General features: G+C 70.1%; 15 protein-coding genes. 5 read left to right on the top strand and 10 right to left on the bottom strand.

Annotated features, from left to right (window positions below; genetic code table 11):
• Positions 1–6: 6 nt before the first annotated feature.
• From HRC28_RS21160 to HRC28_RS21125, 8 genes are all read right to left on the bottom strand, one after another.
• The gene (locus HRC28_RS21160) at positions 7–843 is read right to left on the bottom strand and encodes a MurR/RpiR family transcriptional regulator (protein WP_182377351.1); all 837 of its coding nucleotides are present in this window, start codon (positions 841–843) and stop codon (positions 7–9) included.
• Entirely contained in the window at positions 833–2,071 is a 1,239-nt protein-coding gene (locus tag HRC28_RS21155; RefSeq protein WP_182377350.1) for an allantoate amidohydrolase, read from the bottom strand. The genes HRC28_RS21160 and HRC28_RS21155 overlap by 11 nt, the downstream gene beginning before the upstream one ends.
• Positions 2,068–3,297 (bottom strand): alanine--glyoxylate aminotransferase family protein, encoded by a 1,230-nt coding sequence (locus HRC28_RS21150; protein ID WP_237111594.1) that lies wholly within the window; start codon positions 3,295–3,297, stop codon positions 2,068–2,070. Before HRC28_RS21150 ends, HRC28_RS21155 begins: the two co-directional genes overlap by 4 nt.
• Positions 3,297–4,643: an allantoinase AllB gene (allB, locus tag HRC28_RS21145; RefSeq protein ID WP_182377349.1), complete on the bottom strand. Its 1,347-nt coding sequence runs from the start codon at positions 4,641–4,643 to the stop codon at positions 3,297–3,299. Before allB ends, HRC28_RS21150 begins: the two co-directional genes overlap by 1 nt.
• A gap of 4 nt (positions 4,644–4,647) precedes the next feature.
• Complete coding sequence (gene pucL / locus HRC28_RS21140; protein WP_182377348.1) at positions 4,648–5,553, bottom strand: factor-independent urate hydroxylase; 906 nt, start codon at positions 5,551–5,553, stop codon at positions 4,648–4,650.
• Positions 5,553–5,870 carry a hydroxyisourate hydrolase gene (gene uraH, locus HRC28_RS21135; protein ID WP_182377347.1) on the bottom strand — a complete coding sequence of 106 codons (318 nt, stop codon included), beginning with the start codon at positions 5,868–5,870 and terminating at the stop codon, positions 5,553–5,555. Before uraH ends, pucL begins: the two co-directional genes overlap by 1 nt.
• Complete coding sequence (uraD, locus tag HRC28_RS21130) at positions 5,867–6,382, bottom strand: 2-oxo-4-hydroxy-4-carboxy-5-ureidoimidazoline decarboxylase (RefSeq protein ID WP_182377346.1); 516 nt, start codon at positions 6,380–6,382, stop codon at positions 5,867–5,869. Before uraD ends, uraH begins: the two co-directional genes overlap by 4 nt.
• 103 nt (positions 6,383–6,485) lie before the next feature.
• Entirely contained in the window at positions 6,486–7,418 is a 933-nt protein-coding gene (locus HRC28_RS21125) for a threonine/serine dehydratase (RefSeq protein ID WP_182377345.1), read from the bottom strand.
• 92 nt (positions 7,419–7,510) lie between these two features.
• On the opposite strand from HRC28_RS21125, the gene HRC28_RS21120 reads away from it, so the two are divergent.
• Positions 7,511–8,122, top strand: a complete 612-nt coding sequence (locus tag HRC28_RS21120; RefSeq protein ID WP_182377344.1) for a LysE family translocator — start codon at positions 7,511–7,513, stop codon at positions 8,120–8,122.
• A gap of 16 nt (positions 8,123–8,138) precedes the next feature.
• Here HRC28_RS21120 and HRC28_RS21115 read toward each other — a convergent pair whose 3' ends face one another.
• On the bottom strand, positions 8,139–8,903 hold the full coding sequence (locus tag HRC28_RS21115; RefSeq protein WP_182377343.1) for a VOC family protein: 765 nt from the start codon (positions 8,901–8,903) through the stop codon (positions 8,139–8,141).
• Between the two features lie 123 nt (positions 8,904–9,026).
• On the opposite strand from HRC28_RS21115, the gene HRC28_RS21110 reads away from it, so the two are divergent.
• Together HRC28_RS21110 and HRC28_RS21105 are read left to right on the top strand one after the other, a co-directional pair.
• Entirely contained in the window at positions 9,027–9,932 is a 906-nt protein-coding gene (locus HRC28_RS21110; RefSeq protein ID WP_182377342.1) for a GNAT family N-acetyltransferase, read from the top strand.
• 16 nt (positions 9,933–9,948) lie between these two features.
• The gene (locus HRC28_RS21105) at positions 9,949–10,833 is read left to right on the top strand and encodes an alpha/beta hydrolase (RefSeq protein WP_182377341.1); all 885 of its coding nucleotides are present in this window, start codon (positions 9,949–9,951) and stop codon (positions 10,831–10,833) included.
• Here the strand turns inward: HRC28_RS21105 and HRC28_RS21100 are convergent.
• The gene (locus tag HRC28_RS21100; RefSeq protein ID WP_182377340.1) at positions 10,830–12,011 is read right to left on the bottom strand and encodes a glycoside hydrolase family 43 protein; all 1,182 of its coding nucleotides are present in this window, start codon (positions 12,009–12,011) and stop codon (positions 10,830–10,832) included. The two genes, HRC28_RS21105 and HRC28_RS21100, sit on opposite strands and share 4 nt — an antisense overlap.
• 90 nt (positions 12,012–12,101) lie before the next feature.
• On the opposite strand from HRC28_RS21100, the gene HRC28_RS21095 reads away from it, so the two are divergent.
• Both HRC28_RS21095 and HRC28_RS21090 read left to right on the top strand, forming a co-directional pair.
• The gene (locus tag HRC28_RS21095) at positions 12,102–13,454 is read left to right on the top strand and encodes a folylpolyglutamate synthase/dihydrofolate synthase family protein (RefSeq protein WP_182377339.1); all 1,353 of its coding nucleotides are present in this window, start codon (positions 12,102–12,104) and stop codon (positions 13,452–13,454) included.
• On the top strand, positions 13,451–13,873 hold the full coding sequence (locus tag HRC28_RS21090) for a DUF4233 domain-containing protein (protein ID WP_237111593.1): 423 nt from the start codon (positions 13,451–13,453) through the stop codon (positions 13,871–13,873). The genes HRC28_RS21095 and HRC28_RS21090 overlap by 4 nt, the downstream gene beginning before the upstream one ends.
• Positions 13,874–13,883 lie beyond the last annotated feature (10 nt).

Genomic DNA, 13,883 nt, shown 5'->3' with positions numbered 1-13,883 from the left:
CGCCTCTCATTCCACTTCGCCGAGTTGTTCGTAAGTCTCGCTGATGCTGCGCACGCGGGCGCTTCCGGTACGACGACACGCAGCGAGCACGCCGTCGGCCAGCACGCTGACGAGCGCCATCGGGGCGGCGTAGCTGTCGAACGCCAGCGCATGCTGCAACGGGCACTCCAGCCAGATGCTCGCGTGGGAGGCGTGCGCCACCGCCGTCGGGTCACCCAGGAGTACGACGGTCGCGCCGGTCGCGTGCGCGGCCGTGAGGAAGGCGCCGAAGTGCTGCGGCCGCCGTCGGAAGCCGACCACCAGGACCACATCGGCCGACCCGAGGCCGACCAGTTCCTCACCGGTCGTCTGGCCCGGCACGGGGGCGATCCGGACGTCGTCGCGGGCCTGGGCGAGCTGTTCGCGCAGGTGCAGGGCGACCGGATAGCTGTTGCGCCAGCCGACCACCAGGACGCGCTCGGCGAGGGCGATCAGGCCGGCGACCTCGGGCACGCGGGGGTGCCCGACGGCACGCAGGATCGCCGCATGCTCGGCCGCGGCCAGCGCCTCGGGCTCCGGAGCCCCGTCGACACGGCGCGGTTCGCCGGTCGCGCGCAGGCCACGCAGGTGCTCACGGACCTCGTCGAAGTCCGCGAACCCGAGGCTGCGGAACAGGCGGCTCATTGTCGCGCGGGAAACCCCGGCGAGTTCCGCCAGTTCGGCGGCACGGTAGGTCGCGAGGTCGTCGAGGTGCTCGAGCAGGGCGCCTGCGGCACGGCGCTCCTGGGGGCTGAGGTCGTCGTGGCGTTCGGCGATCCGCTCGTCGATCCGCTGGCCCGACTGTTCGGCCTGCTCAGTCGCCATGGTCGTCCGTCCAGGTGGCGGCCACCTGCAGCACCGCCTGCTCGAACGCGTCGATGCCGTGCGCGACATCGATCTCGCGGACGCCCTCATCGGGGTGGTGGCTGATGCCGTCGTGGCAGCGGACGAAGAGCATGCCGATGTCGGCAATGGCCGCGATCGCCATCGCGTCGTGGCCGGCCCGGCTCCACAGGCCCATCGGGTTCGGGTCCCCGGTTGCCCTGATGCCTGCGATGACCGCGTTCTTGAGCCAACCGGCGCACGGTGCGGCCGGTGCCTCGTGGTTCAGGACGACGTCGAGGCGCAGGTCGCGCGCCGTACAGATCTTCTCGAACTCTTCTTCCATCTGCGCCCAGGTTGCGTCGCGTTCCTCGTCGGTGGCGGCGCGAAGGTCCAGGCTCAGGTCGGCGCGGCCGGCGATCACGTTGACCGCACCGGGCAGCACCTCGATCCGACCGACGGTCGCGATCGTGCCGGCGGCTCGCGCCAACCGCTCCACCGCCACGATCATCTCGCTGGCGCCGAGGAGCGCGTCCCTTCTCCGTTCGTACGGCGTCCCGCCGGCGTGCCGCGCTTCGCCCGTCACCGTGAGGCGGAATCGCCGGGCGCCCGCGATGGTCGTGACGTACCCGAGCGACGCGTCGGCCGCTTCCAGGTAGGGCCCTTGTTCGATGTGGGCCTCGAGGTAGCCGACGAGCTCCTCGGGACGGCGGGCCGCGTCGCCGACCTGGCGCGGGTCGAGCCCGAACTCGAGGAACGCCTGGTGCAGCGTGATGCCGTCGCGATCGCGCAGGTCCCACCAGTCCTCGTCCCACGTACCGGCCACGGCCTGGCTGCCGAGCAACGCCTTGCCGAACCGGGCGCCCTCCTCGTCGCTGAAGCCGATGACCTCCAGTGCGAAGGGGAGTTCGATGTCGCGGAGGCGTTCGACGACGGCGATCGCCATCACCACGCCGAGCATCCCGTCGAAGCTGCCGGCGTCGGGGACAGTGTCGAGATGGGAGCCGAGCAACAGCGCAGGAAGGCCGGGCGTCGGGCCTTCGCGGCGGCCGCAGATGTTGCCCGCCGCGTCCTGCCAGACGGTGAGTCCGGCGTCCCGCATCCACCTGCCCGCGAGAGCGTTGGCAGCGCGGTGCTGCGGGGTCAGGTGGGTGCGCTCGAGCCAGGTCTCCGACGCGGAGATGACGTCGAGTTCCGAGCAGCGGGCGAGGGCGATCCCGGCGGTCGTCATGGTCGGCCCTCGGAGTAGACCGCCTGGGCTGCGGTGACGCCGCCGCCGGCCGGCACCCCGACACCGGCCGAGCGCAGGGCCTGCTCCAGCGCGGCGAGCGTCGTCAGGACGGCGTCCTTGCGGGCGTTGTAGCCCATCGTGCCGATCCGCCAGACCTTGCCGTGGAGCGGACCGAACGACGTACCGATCTCGATGCCGAAGTCGTTGAGCAGGCTGGCGCGAACCGCGTCGCCACCCGCTGGACCGAGCTTCTCGGGGATCTCGACCGCGACCACGTTGTGCATCTTGTGAGCGATGTCGCCGAAGACGCCCAAGCCCAGGCCCTGCACGCCCTCCAGCATCGCGTTGCCGTGCAGCGCGTGGCGCGCGACGGACGCGTCGAGGCCCTCGGTCACCAGCAGACGCGCGCATTCGCGGGCGGCGTACAACATCGAGGTGGCCTCGGTGTGGTGGTTGAGCCGGCGCGGTCCCCAGTAGTCCATGACCATGGCGAGGTCGAAGTAGTTGGACGCGATCGGTCGGCCCATCGCAACGTCTGCGTCCTCGCGGATGCCTGCTTCGACGTGACGTCGGGCATTGATGACCGCGGCGGCCTTGTCGGAGATGGTGATGGGCGCGCTGCCGGACGGCCCGCCGATGCACTTCTGCAGGCCGGCGGTCGCGATGTCGAGGCCCCACGCATCGGAGCGGAACTCGTTGCCGCCGAGGGACGCGGTCGCATCGCAGTAGAACACGACGTCGTGCTCGCGACAGATCGCGCCGATGTCCGCCAACGGTTGGCACATCGTGGTCGACGTGTCGCCCTGGACACAGGCCAGGACCTTCGGTCGCACCTCGCGTACGGCGGCCTCGATCGCCTCGGGCGCGAACACCTCGCCCCACGGCACCTCGATGGTGTGCACCTCCGCGCCGCACCGCTGCGCGATCTCGGTGAGCAGGTGGCCGAACCGCCCGAACACCGGCACCAGCACCCGATCGCCGGGCTCGATCAGCGACACCAGCGCGGCCTCGATGCCGGCCCGCGAGGTGCCGTCGACGAGGAACGTCTGCTCGTTCGTCGTGTCGAAGACCTCGCGGTAGAGGCCCATCACCTCATTCATCGTCGTCGTCATGAACGGGTCGAACTGGCCCACCAGCGGCGCGGCCATCGCGCGCAGCACCCGCGGGTCCACGCTGATCGGGCCGGGGCCCATCAGCAGCCGGGGCGGGGGAGCGATCTCGTCCATCAGGGCGTCCTCTGCAGTTGTGTTCCGGAGGCATCGTCGATCTGCGGGTCGTCGCCGAGCTGTCGACCGCGCAGCAACGTGTGGGTCACCGCGCCGTCGTACTTCTGTCCGTCGTAGGCCGAGATCGGATTGCGGTGCGCGAGATTTGCGACGTCGACCTCCCAGCTCACGGCGTCGTGGACGGTGAGGTCAGCGGCGGCACCGACAGCGATGCGGCCCCGGTCGCTCAGGCCGACCAGGTCCGCGGTGTTGCGCGCCATCCAGTGGCTCACCTGGTCGAGCCCGATCCCACGCGTGCGCGCTTCCTGGGCAACCGCAGCGAAGCCGACCTGGAGCCCGGAAATCCCGCCCCAGGCCACCTGGAGGTTGCCGTTGCCGGCGCACTTGAGGTCGACGGTGGAAGGGGAGTGGTCGCTCACGATCGTGTCGATCACGCCGGACTGCAGCGCCTGCCAGAGCTCGTTGCGGTTGCCCTCGTCGCGGATCGGCGGGCAGCACTTGAACTCCGGCGCGGCATCGGGGATCTGCTCGGCCGCGAAGCACAAGTAGTGCGGGCAGGTCTCGACGGTGACGCGCAGCCCTTCGGCCCGGGCGTCGGCGAGCAGGTCGAGGGATCGGGCACTCGACAGGTGCAGGACATGCACCCGACAACCCGTCTCGCGCGCGCCGTCGAGGAGATGCCGGATCGCGGTCGTCTCCGCCTCGGGCGGACGGCTGAGCAGGAAGTCGGCATAGGCGCGGCTGCCGTGGTGCGGCGCCGCTTCGAGTACGGCGGCGTCCTCCGCGTGCACGATCAACAGCCCGTCGAAGGCGGCGATCTCGCTGAGTGCCGCGGTCAACTGGAGCGCATCGAGGTGCGGGAACTCGTCGACCCCGGACGGCGCCAGGAAGCACTTGAAGCCGAAGACGCCCTCGTCCCAGAGGGGCTCGAGAGAGCCGAGGTTGTCGGGTACGGCGCCACCCCAGAAACCGACGTCGACGCTCAGTTGCCCGGTTGCGGCCGCCTGTTTCGCCACGAGGGCGTCGACGGTCGTGGTCGACGGGACAGAGTTCAGCGGCATGTCGATCAGCGTCGTGACCCCGCCGAGTGCGGCCGCTCGGGTCGCGGTCGCGAAGCCCTCCCACGCGGTGCGTCCGGGTTCGTTGACGTGCACGTGCGTGTCGACGTTGCCGGGAAGCAGGTGCGCCGTGTCGGGGAGTTCGAGGACGTCGCCGATGACCTCGGCGTCGTACGACGCGATGGCGGCGATGAGGCCGTCCTGGATGAGCACGGTGGCGGGCACGAACGCGTCGCCGACCAGCACCTGCCGGCCGCGGACGGCGTCGTAGGTCACCGGCTGGGCCATGGAGTCAGCCCGCGATCCCGGCCCAGGCCCGCGGCTCGGTGGTGTCGTTGCGCGACAGGGTGGCCGAGATCAGGCCGTAGGGGCGGTCGGCCGCGAAGAAGACCTCGCCGGGGTTGTCGAGTTCGAAGGGCGCGAGGTCGACGAGGAAGTGGTGCTTGTTGGGACAGGAGATCCGGATCTCCGCGACCTCCGGGCAGGCATCCAAGGCGGCCGCGCCCATCGCGTGGATCGTCTGCTGGAGGGCGAGGCTGTGCGTCGTCGCGAAGGCGTCGAGGAGCGCGGTGCGGATCGCCGCGTGGGCGACGTCCCAGTTGACGTCGAGGGGGTCGTAGCGCCACGTCGCCGAGACACTGGTCGCCAGGATCCGGTCGTTGGTCTCTCCGAGCGAGGTGTAGCGGTCGCGGGGGAACCCGTGGAACTCGCTGCCCGTGCTCTTGAGCACGACCAGGTCGCTGAGCCCGGCGAGTACGAAGGTCTCGTCGCCGTACGTCTGCACCCAGGCGGTCCGAGTCGCCTCGCCGGTCCGCACGAACGAGTGCCCGTTGGCGGGCAGCCGGTCCCATGCGAACTGCTCGGCGTGGAACCACGTCCCGGTCACCCACGGCTGCTCGCGCCAGTGGTCGGCAAGCACGAGCAGGAACTCCTCGGGCGACTCCACGCCGTGCTGGCGGGCGAGCGCGAAGACCGTGTTCTTCTGGGTGTCGGTCGCGTGGACGTGGGTGTTGTCGCCCTCGGTGTAGGCGGTCGCGAAGTCGCCGCGCAGCTGGGTGGTGACGTTGAGGTCGTGGAGGACGTGTTGCGCGCTCCCGTCGGTCGAGCCTGTCGAGACCCGGTCGACCTTCACCAGCCGACACTCGGCCTTGCCGTGCTGGAGGTCGGACAGGACGTAGTTGCTGTGTTCGTCAGCCATCAACTGCCCCGATAGGTCGTGTAGGAGAACGGACTGAGCAGCAGCGCCACGTGATAGTGCTCCTGGCCCTGCTCGACGGTGAAGTGCAGCGTCACACCCGGGTAGAACGTCTTGCGCTGCTGCTGGGCGAACCAGGGTCCGGTCGCGAAGGTCAGCCGGTAGTCGCCGGGAGCGAGGTCTGCCTCGAACCGGACCCGCCCGTCCGCATCCGTGACCGCTTCCGCCAGTGCGGCGTCCACCGACGTCAGGAGTACGGCGATGCCGGCCGCCGGTCGCCCGAGGGCAGCGTCGAGCACATGGGTGGAGCAGGTGCTCACGTGGTGGCCTCCGCATCGGGCTTCATCAGGTCGGCGAGGCGCAGCAGCGCGATCTCGCCCAGTTGCTGCCGGGTCACCTCGAGTTCGGTCACGGGGTCATTGTCGAGGCGCTGTTCGAGCAGCGCCAGCATCTCCGCGCCGCTGCGGCCCTTCGCCCGCACCAGGTAGATCCGGTCGAAGCGTTCCTCGTAGCGCGCATTGCCGTCGCGCAGGCGTTCGGCCAGGTCCTGGTCGCCCGCGTCGACCCCCGCCTGTTCGCTGCGCGAGTGCTCTGCGGTGGCGCTGTCCGCGGCCGGGCGTTCGCCGATCCGCGGGTGGTCCGCCAGGGCTGTCTCGACGTCGGCCGGCGCCCACCCCACTACCTGGGCTCGGCCGGCGTCGAGAAGTTGAGTCGTGTCGTCGTACGGACGACCGGAGGCGAGGTCGGTGACCCAGGAATCGATGGACACGCAGGCCCTGAGCGCGGTCGCGACGTCAGCGTCCGACAACGCGTTGAACTCCTCGATCCGCACGCTGCCTCCTGTCCCTGGTTGCCCGGTCCTCGTCCCGTCGACCTGAAACTAGATCCTCCCGGTGACAGGCGCGCGAAACAATCGTTTCAGCGACATTACGTGTCTAGAGAGTGGCGGGGTCGGTGTTGGCGCCGCAGAGTACGACGACGAACCGCTCGTCCCCGGCGGGCACGTAGGCGCCGCTGGTGAGGGCAGCGAACGCCGCCGCGGCCCCGTGCTCCACGACGATCCGGTACCGGTCCCACAGGATCCGCCGCGCGTGCACGATGTCGTCGTCGCCCACCAGTACTGGCTGCACACCCGTGCGCGTGGCGACCTCGAAGGCGATGTCGCCGATTCGACGGGCACCCAAAGAGTCCACGGCGATGCCCGACACCTCCACGTCGGTCGGCCGGCCTTCGGCCAGAGCCGTGTTCAAGGTCGGGATGGTCTGCGGCTCAACGCCGACCACCTTGGCGTGGCCCTCGACTGCCGCAGCGACCCCGGCCATCAGCCCGCCGCCACCGACGGCCACAACGATGGTGTCGACGCCTGCCGGGAGGTCCTCCAGGATCTCCAGACCGAGCGTGCCCGCGCCCGCCACGATCGCCGGTTGGTCGTAGGCGTGGCAGTACACCGCACCCGTGGTCTGCGCGTGCTCGACGGCCGCCTCGTAGGCCATCGCGTACTCCGTCCCGCGGAGCACCACCTGCGCGCCGTACGCCCTCAGCTTCTCGACCTTCACGGTTGGCGCGTTCTCCGGAACGAAGACCGTGGCCGGGACGCCGAGCGCAGCTGCGGCGAAGGCATTTGCCAGACCGGCGTTGCCGCCTGAGGCCACGACCACCCCGACCGCCGGGTCGAGGCTGCCGTCCTCGGCGGCGCTGAGGATCCGGTTGAAGGCTCCGCGCGCCTTGAACGTGCCCGTGTGCTGGAGGTACTCGAGTTTGAACGAGCCCGCGCCGCCGTACCCGTCATCGATGGCGAGGAGCGGCGTACGACGCACCCGGCCCGCGATGCGTTCCCTGGCCGCCTCGACATCGGTGCGGGTGATCATCGCTGCTGCCTTCTGCCGGTCCGGTGGGGTTCTCCTGAGCCTAGACAGAGTTGGAAGCGGATCCGTTTGGGGACGGCCTAGTCTGCACAGGTATGAGCACCGCCTTCCTGCTGACCTCGCTGGTCATCTGCGTAACGCCGGGGACCGGCGCCCTCTACGCCATCGCCGCCGGTCTCACGCGCGGTACCCGTGCCGGACTGCTGGCCGCCTTCGCCGGAACCCTCGGCACGATCCCGCACATGCTCGCCGCGATCACCGGGCTGGCCGCGTTGCTGCATGCGAGCGGCGTGGCCTTCGCCGTCCTGAAGTACGCCGGCGTGGCGTACCTCCTCTACATGGCGTGGTCGACCTGGCGTGACCGCGGTGTTCTGACCGTCGACGAGGATGCCGCCGGCACGAGCTCCACGCGAGCCGTGCTAGTCAGCGGGATCACGTTGAACCTGCTCAACCCGAAGCTCACCATCTTCTTCTTCGCCTTCCTGCCGCAGTTCGTGCCGGCCGGACCGGGCGCAGTGCCCGCGATGCTCGCCCTGAGCGGGGTCTTCATGCTGATGACCTTCGCGGTCTTCGCCCTGTACGCCGCCTTCGCCGCCGCGGTGCGTGATCAGGTGCTGTCGCGTCCGAAGGTCGTGGACCGGATGCGCAAGGCCTTCGCTGCGAGCTTCGCCGTCCTGGCCGGCCGACTGGCGTTCGAATCCCGCTAGGCCCTGCCAGAACCCATCAGCCCTGCGGCTGGACCATGATCTTGAGCCGCTGTCCCGCCGGGTCCGCGATCTCGGTGAGCACGCCGTAGGGGGTGTCGTCGGGGCCGTTGACGACCGAGCCGCCGAGTTCGACGACGCGCGCGATCGCGGCATCCATGTCCTCGACCTTGATGTAGGCGGTCCACGCGGGCTGGAACTCATCGCCCCAGTTCCCGGCGTCCATCAGGCCGGCCTGTGCGGTGTCGGCGGGACCGTTGGTGGCGTAGCGGAACTCGTCGGTGTCGCCGACCACGTCTGGGGTCCAGCCGAAAACGTCGCGCAGGAAGTCCTTCGTGGCGCCGAAGTCCTTCGAGTAGGCCTCGAACCAGATCGGCTCGCCGGGACGACTGTCGGTGTCGATGCCGGTGAAGGGGGCGGCCTGCCAGCCGCCGTGGGCCATGCCCGAGGAGTCGGTGACCACGACCATGGTGCCCAGGCCGGTGATTTCCATGGGCGGCACGGGAGCGGCGCCGCCGGCCTCCACCGCCTGCGCGGCGACCTTCGCGGCGTCGGGCGTGGCGAGGTAGACAGACCAGGTCGGGGCACCCGTCATGCCGGGCACTTCCGGCATCAGGCCGCCGATCGGACGGCCGTCGTGCAGGAACTGGGAGTAGCCGCCGAACTCCGCGACCGGCTCGGTCGTCGTCCAGCCGAAGAGGCCGCCATAGAACGCCACGGCCTTGTCGCGGTCGGCGGTGACCAGTTCGATCCAGCAGGGGTGGCCGAGGGTGGTGTGCTGCATGGGAGTGCCCTTCGCTCGTGAAACGGATGGGATGGCTCTGACGTTGTCAGGAAGGACCGACAGTCCAGGGTGAACTCATCGAAATCCGGTTGAACAGCGAGTTCCGGGACGAGACGATCAACCATGAGCAGTGAGTACGACGTCTGGTTCACCGACGACGCGAGCGCCTTCCTGGCGCGGGCCGGCGAGCATCTCGCCCAGGACCCGGTGACGGGCACCGTCGTGAGCACCACCGCTCAGCGCTTCGCCGACACCGGCGCGCCGGAGGACCTGCCGTACGGCTGGTTCGTGGTCGTCAGCGGCCCGACGGGCGAGATCGATGGTGTCGCGATGCGCACGGCTCCGTTCCCGCCGTACCCGCTCTATCTGCTGGCGATGTCCGATGCCGGGGCAGAGGCGTTGGGTCATGCGCTGGTGGCCCGGAGTGAGGACACCGGCGAGGAGATCGGCGGCATCAACGGGCTCCGGCCCGCGTCCGACATCGTCGCGGGGATCGTCGCCGCCCACGCAGGCAATGAGGTCCAGGTCTCGATGCACTCCCGGTTGCACGAGCTGGGCACGCTGAGTGCCGCCCGCCCGGTGGCCGGCAGCCTGCGCCCGGTCCGGGCCGATGAGGCCGAGCTCGCGCTGGCCTGGATCCGCGAGTTCTTCCTCGACGCCAACGAGCAGGCGGGCAGGGACCGGAACGACGGCCACCACGCCGACCACTTCAGTCGTGCGGACATCGAGCAGAAGCTCGCCGATGACGTCCTCCGGTTCTGGGTCGACGAGGACGATCGTCCGGTCCACCTGACCGGCTGGAACCCGCCCGCCTACGAGGTGGCCCGGGTCGGGCCGGTGTTCACGCCCAAGGAGCAGCGCGGCAAGGGGCTCGCCAGCGCCGCGGTCGCGCAGGTGTCCGCCGAGCTGCAGGAGGCGGGCAACCGGGTCATCCTGTTCACCGACCAGGCGAACCCGACGTCCAACGCGATCTACCAGGCGCTGGGCTACGAAGCCGTCGCCGACACCATCGAACTCCGCCTCGCCTGACCCGTAGGGTGCGGCCATGGCACTCCACCCTCAGGCGCGCTTGGTGATCGAACTCGGCGCGGGGGCGATCTCGGTGACCGACCCCCGGTACGACCTCGATTGCGCCCGGGCCAAGGACCGTGAGACGGCCGCCGCTCAGCCTCGCGAACCGGTCGCCGAGGTGCGCGACGTCGACGCCCACGGTGTGCCGGCGCGGCTCTACCTGCCTGCGGGGCACGACGGCGTCATCGTGCACGCGCACGGTGGTGGCTTCGTGCTCCACGATGTCGACGTCCACGACGCCGTCGCGCGCCGCCTCGCGAATCGCAGCGGAATGGCCGTGCTGAGCGTCGACTACCGCCGCCCGCCGGAGCATCGCTTCCCGGCTGCACCCGATGATGTCAGCGCGGCACTGGCCTGGCTCGACAGCCAGCTCGAGTTGGCGCACCTTCCGACCTTCGCTCACGGCGACAGCGCCGGTGCGAACCTGGCGCTGGTCACGGCGCTTCGACACCCGGGTCGCTTCGCCGGGGTCGCCCTGATCTATCCGTTCCTCGATCCGACAGCGGCGTTCGATTCCTATCGGACTGCTGCAGATGGGTTCGATCCTGCTGATGCTGCCTGGTACTGGCAGCAATATGCCGGCTCGCCGGCCGATCTCGAACACCCGGATCTCGCGCCGCTGCTCTCCGGCCGGCTGGCAACGCTGCCGCCCACGCTCGTGGTCACGGCTGAGCACGACCCGCTGCGTGACGAGGGCGAGCACCTGGTTGCGCTGCTCGCGGAGGTCGGCGTGCGCGTCGTCGGGACCCGCGTGCTCGGACAGCTCCACGGGTTCTGGCGACACGCTGACGTCTTCGACGCCGCCGAGCCGGTGATGCTGCAGGTGGCGAGCTGGATGCGGATGATCGTCGAACGCTAGCCCGGGTCGACGACCTCGAGCGTCCCGTCCTCGCGCTGCCAGAAGCTCGCGATGTGCATCCGCCGGAGTCGACCGACCCGGTCCCAGGCGTGGTAGATCATCCGCAACGAGTTGCCGTCGATGAAGGCGCTGCCACCTCCGGGGCCGAGGTTGCCCGTCGACTGCGTGGACAGCAGGGGAGCGCCGCGGTTCTGGCGCACGCACGGGCCTTCGGGGCCGGCACAGATCGCGTAGCCGGTCGCGTAGTTGGCGTTCTCGTAGTTGTTGCCCGAGAAGAACAGGTACGTCACGCCGCGGAACTGCACCATGTTCGGGTTCTCGATCGTGTCGCCCTCCCACGGCTGCGACAGGGTCAGCAGTTCGCGGGTCTGGGAATGGGCGGCGAAGCCGGTGCCCTCGGCGTTCAGTCGACGGACGAACAGCCCGGCCGGTCGCCGGTTCACCACGCCGGAGAACTTCCACAGCAGCCAGGGCACGTGCTTGTCGTCCACATAGATGTCCGGGTCGATGACACCCAGTTGTGCCTCGCCGTAACAGATCTGCTCGCCCACGGGACGGAACGGACCGCCGGGGGACGAGCCCCGCGTCAGCCCGATGCAGTTGTGTCGCTGGCCGCCGCTCTTCCCGGCCGGGGCGGCGTACGCCGCGGTCCAGCCGTTGCCGATCCGCTCCACGCCGGGCGCCCAGAGGTCCTGGCCGCCGCTCCGGCTGTGCACCCAGCCCGCCGCCTGCAACGGGTCGGCCTTCCCGCCGCCGCGGGTCGCCAGCGGGGTCCAGGTGCGCAGGTCCTTCGAGGTCAGGATCGGGAGGCGCAGGCCCGACGTGTTGGTGGCATACGCGAACCAGCGGTCGCCGTGGCGCAGGATGTCCGGATCGGCGAAGTAGCCGCGGTACGCCGCACCGATCCGCCACTGCTCGCTGCCCGCTGCGACATCGATCGGTTTCGGGCGAGTCTGCTTCGGGAGCTTCTGCGCGAGCCGCTCGGCCAGCTTGGCGAGATCCTGCATCTCGCCGGCCAGGACGTCGCTCGGCAGAGCGGTCGGCAGTTCGGTCTGTTCGGGGATCAATGGCGCTTCGGTAGTCGTGGCATCCGCCTTCGGCTTCGCGGCCTGGCCATCGCTTGCGCAGGCGGAGGCCGCCATCGTGACCGCGACGAGCGCAGCAACGAGCGCGCGCACGCGTCGACCCTCACCCATGTTCACCCCGTGTTTCACTCCCTCTGGCCCGACACCCTAGTTTCCGGCCGGCGCCACTAGACTCCGAATCCCATGACTGAGCCCGTAGCGCGCCCTGCCGAGACCTTCGCCGAGGCCGAGGACGCCCTCCTGTCCCGCTGGCCCGAGACCCGCCTCGAGCCGTCGCTCGACCGGATCCGCGCCTTCACCGAACTGCTCGGCGATCCGAACGCGGCGTTCCGGTCGATCCACCTCACCGGCACGAACGGCAAGACCTCGACGGCGCGGATGATCGACGCCCTGCTGCGCGCGCTCGACCTGCGCACCGGCCGCTTCACCAGCCCGCACGTCGAGAAGATGAGCGAGCGGATCAGCATCGACGGCGAACCGCTGGACGACGACGCCTTCGTGCGTGCGTTCAACGACGTGGCGCCGTACATGGGCCTGGTCGACGCCGCCGGGGACCACCCGCTCAGCTTCTTCGAGGCCGTCGTCGGCATGGCGTACGGCGCCTTCGCCGACGCTCCGGTCGACGTGGCCGTGGTCGAGGTCGGCATGGGTGGGTCGTGGGACGCGACGAACGTCATCGACGCCGACGTCGCCGTGATCACGCCCATCGCGATCGACCACGCCAACTTCCTCGGCGGCACTGTTTCCGCGATCGCCCGTGAGAAGGCCGGCATCATCAAGCCGGGTGCCGTCGTGGTCGTGGCCCAGCAGTCGGCCGAGGCCGCCGCCGTCATTCTCGAGCGGGCCACTGAGGTCGGCGCCACGCTGGTCCGCGAGGGCCTGGAGTTCGGCGTCGTCACCCGGTCACCGGCCGTGGGCGGCCAGATGATCGACCTGCAGGGTCTGCGTGGCCGGTACGACGAGATCTTCCTGCCGCTGTACGGCGTCCACCAGGCGCAGAACGCGGCAGCAGCCCTGGCTGCGGTCGAGGCGTTCTTCGGCGGCGACGAGCCGCTGAGCGATGAACTGGTGCGTGCGGCCTTCGCCGAGATGACGTCGCCGGGTCGTCTGGAGATCGTGCGCCGCAGCCCCACGATCGTGCTCGACGCCGCGCACAACCCGCACGGCGCGGAGGCCACGGCCGCCGCCCTGGACGACTCCTTCCAGTTCTCCCCGCTCATCGGCGTGATCGGCGTGATGGGGGACAAGGACGCCGAGGGCCTGCTCGCGGCGTTCGAGCCGCACCTCGAGCACGTCGTGATCACCCAGAACTCCACGGCCCGCGCGATGCCGGCCGAGCAGCTCGCTGTCACGGCCCGGGAGGTCTTCGGTGAGGACCGGGTGTCCGTCGTACCCGTCCTGGCTGATGCGATCGACGAGGCCGCGGGCCGCGCCGAGTCCGGTGGCGACGACGCCCTGAGTTCCGGTGCGGTGCTGGTGACCGGGTCCGTGGTCACCGTCGGCGAGGCCCGGGTGCTGCTCGGAGGCAACAAGTGAGCGACCAGATCGAGCCGGACGACCAGGCCGAGCCGGTGGACCCCGAGCGACAGAAGTCCCCCCGCCGCGCCATGTGCGCCGCCGTACTCACGCTCGAGGCGATCACCCTCGGCCTCACGATCCCGGTGATGATCGCGCTCTCCGACGTCCGCCCCGCAGTGGCGCTCTCGGTCGGTCTGGGCCTGGCGGTTGCCTGCGTGTTGGTGGCCGGCTCCCTGCGCCGCGAATCGGCCTACTACCTGGGGCACGCCATCCAGGTCGCCGCGATCGGACTCGGGTTTGTGGTGGGGATCATGTGGGCTCTCGGGACACTCTTCGCCCTGCTGTGGGGTGCTGCGTACTGGCTCGGACGCAAGATCGAGCAGGAGCGGGCCGATGCGTTCGCCGATTACGACCGCGGCCGCGAATCTCAGGTCTAGTTCTGCCTAG

The organism is Nocardioides sp. WS12 (genome assembly GCF_014108865.1).
Lineage (GTDB): Bacteria > Actinomycetota > Actinomycetes > Propionibacteriales > Nocardioidaceae > Nocardioides.
The sequence above is the reverse complement of the archived record's forward strand: the minus strand, read 5'-3'. Positions and strand labels throughout refer to the sequence as shown.

Coding starts and splice junctions, on each gene's coding strand:
- HRC28_RS21160 (WP_182377351.1), bottom strand. CDS start 843: ATGGCGACTGAGCAGGCCGAACAGTCGGGCCAGCGGATCGACGAGCGG.
- HRC28_RS21155 (WP_182377350.1), bottom strand. CDS start 2,071: ATGACGACCGCCGGGATCGCCCTCGCCCGCTGCTCGGAACTCGACGTC.
- HRC28_RS21150 (WP_237111594.1), bottom strand. CDS start 3,297: ATGGACGAGATCGCTCCCCCGCCCCGGCTGCTGATGGGCCCCGGCCCG.
- allB (WP_182377349.1), bottom strand. CDS start 4,643: ATGGCCCAGCCGGTGACCTACGACGCCGTCCGCGGCCGGCAGGTGCTG.
- pucL (WP_182377348.1), bottom strand. CDS start 5,553: ATGGCTGACGAACACAGCAACTACGTCCTGTCCGACCTCCAGCACGGC.
- HRC28_RS21125 (WP_182377345.1), bottom strand. CDS start 7,418: ATGATCACCCGCACCGATGTCGAGGCGGCCAGGGAACGCATCGCGGGC.
- HRC28_RS21120 (WP_182377344.1), top strand. CDS start 7,511: ATGAGCACCGCCTTCCTGCTGACCTCGCTGGTCATCTGCGTAACGCCG.
- HRC28_RS21115 (WP_182377343.1), bottom strand. CDS start 8,903: ATGCAGCACACCACCCTCGGCCACCCCTGCTGGATCGAACTGGTCACC.
- HRC28_RS21110 (WP_182377342.1), top strand. CDS start 9,027: ATGAGCAGTGAGTACGACGTCTGGTTCACCGACGACGCGAGCGCCTTC.
- HRC28_RS21105 (WP_182377341.1), top strand. CDS start 9,949: ATGGCACTCCACCCTCAGGCGCGCTTGGTGATCGAACTCGGCGCGGGG.
- HRC28_RS21095 (WP_182377339.1), top strand. CDS start 12,102: ATGACTGAGCCCGTAGCGCGCCCTGCCGAGACCTTCGCCGAGGCCGAG.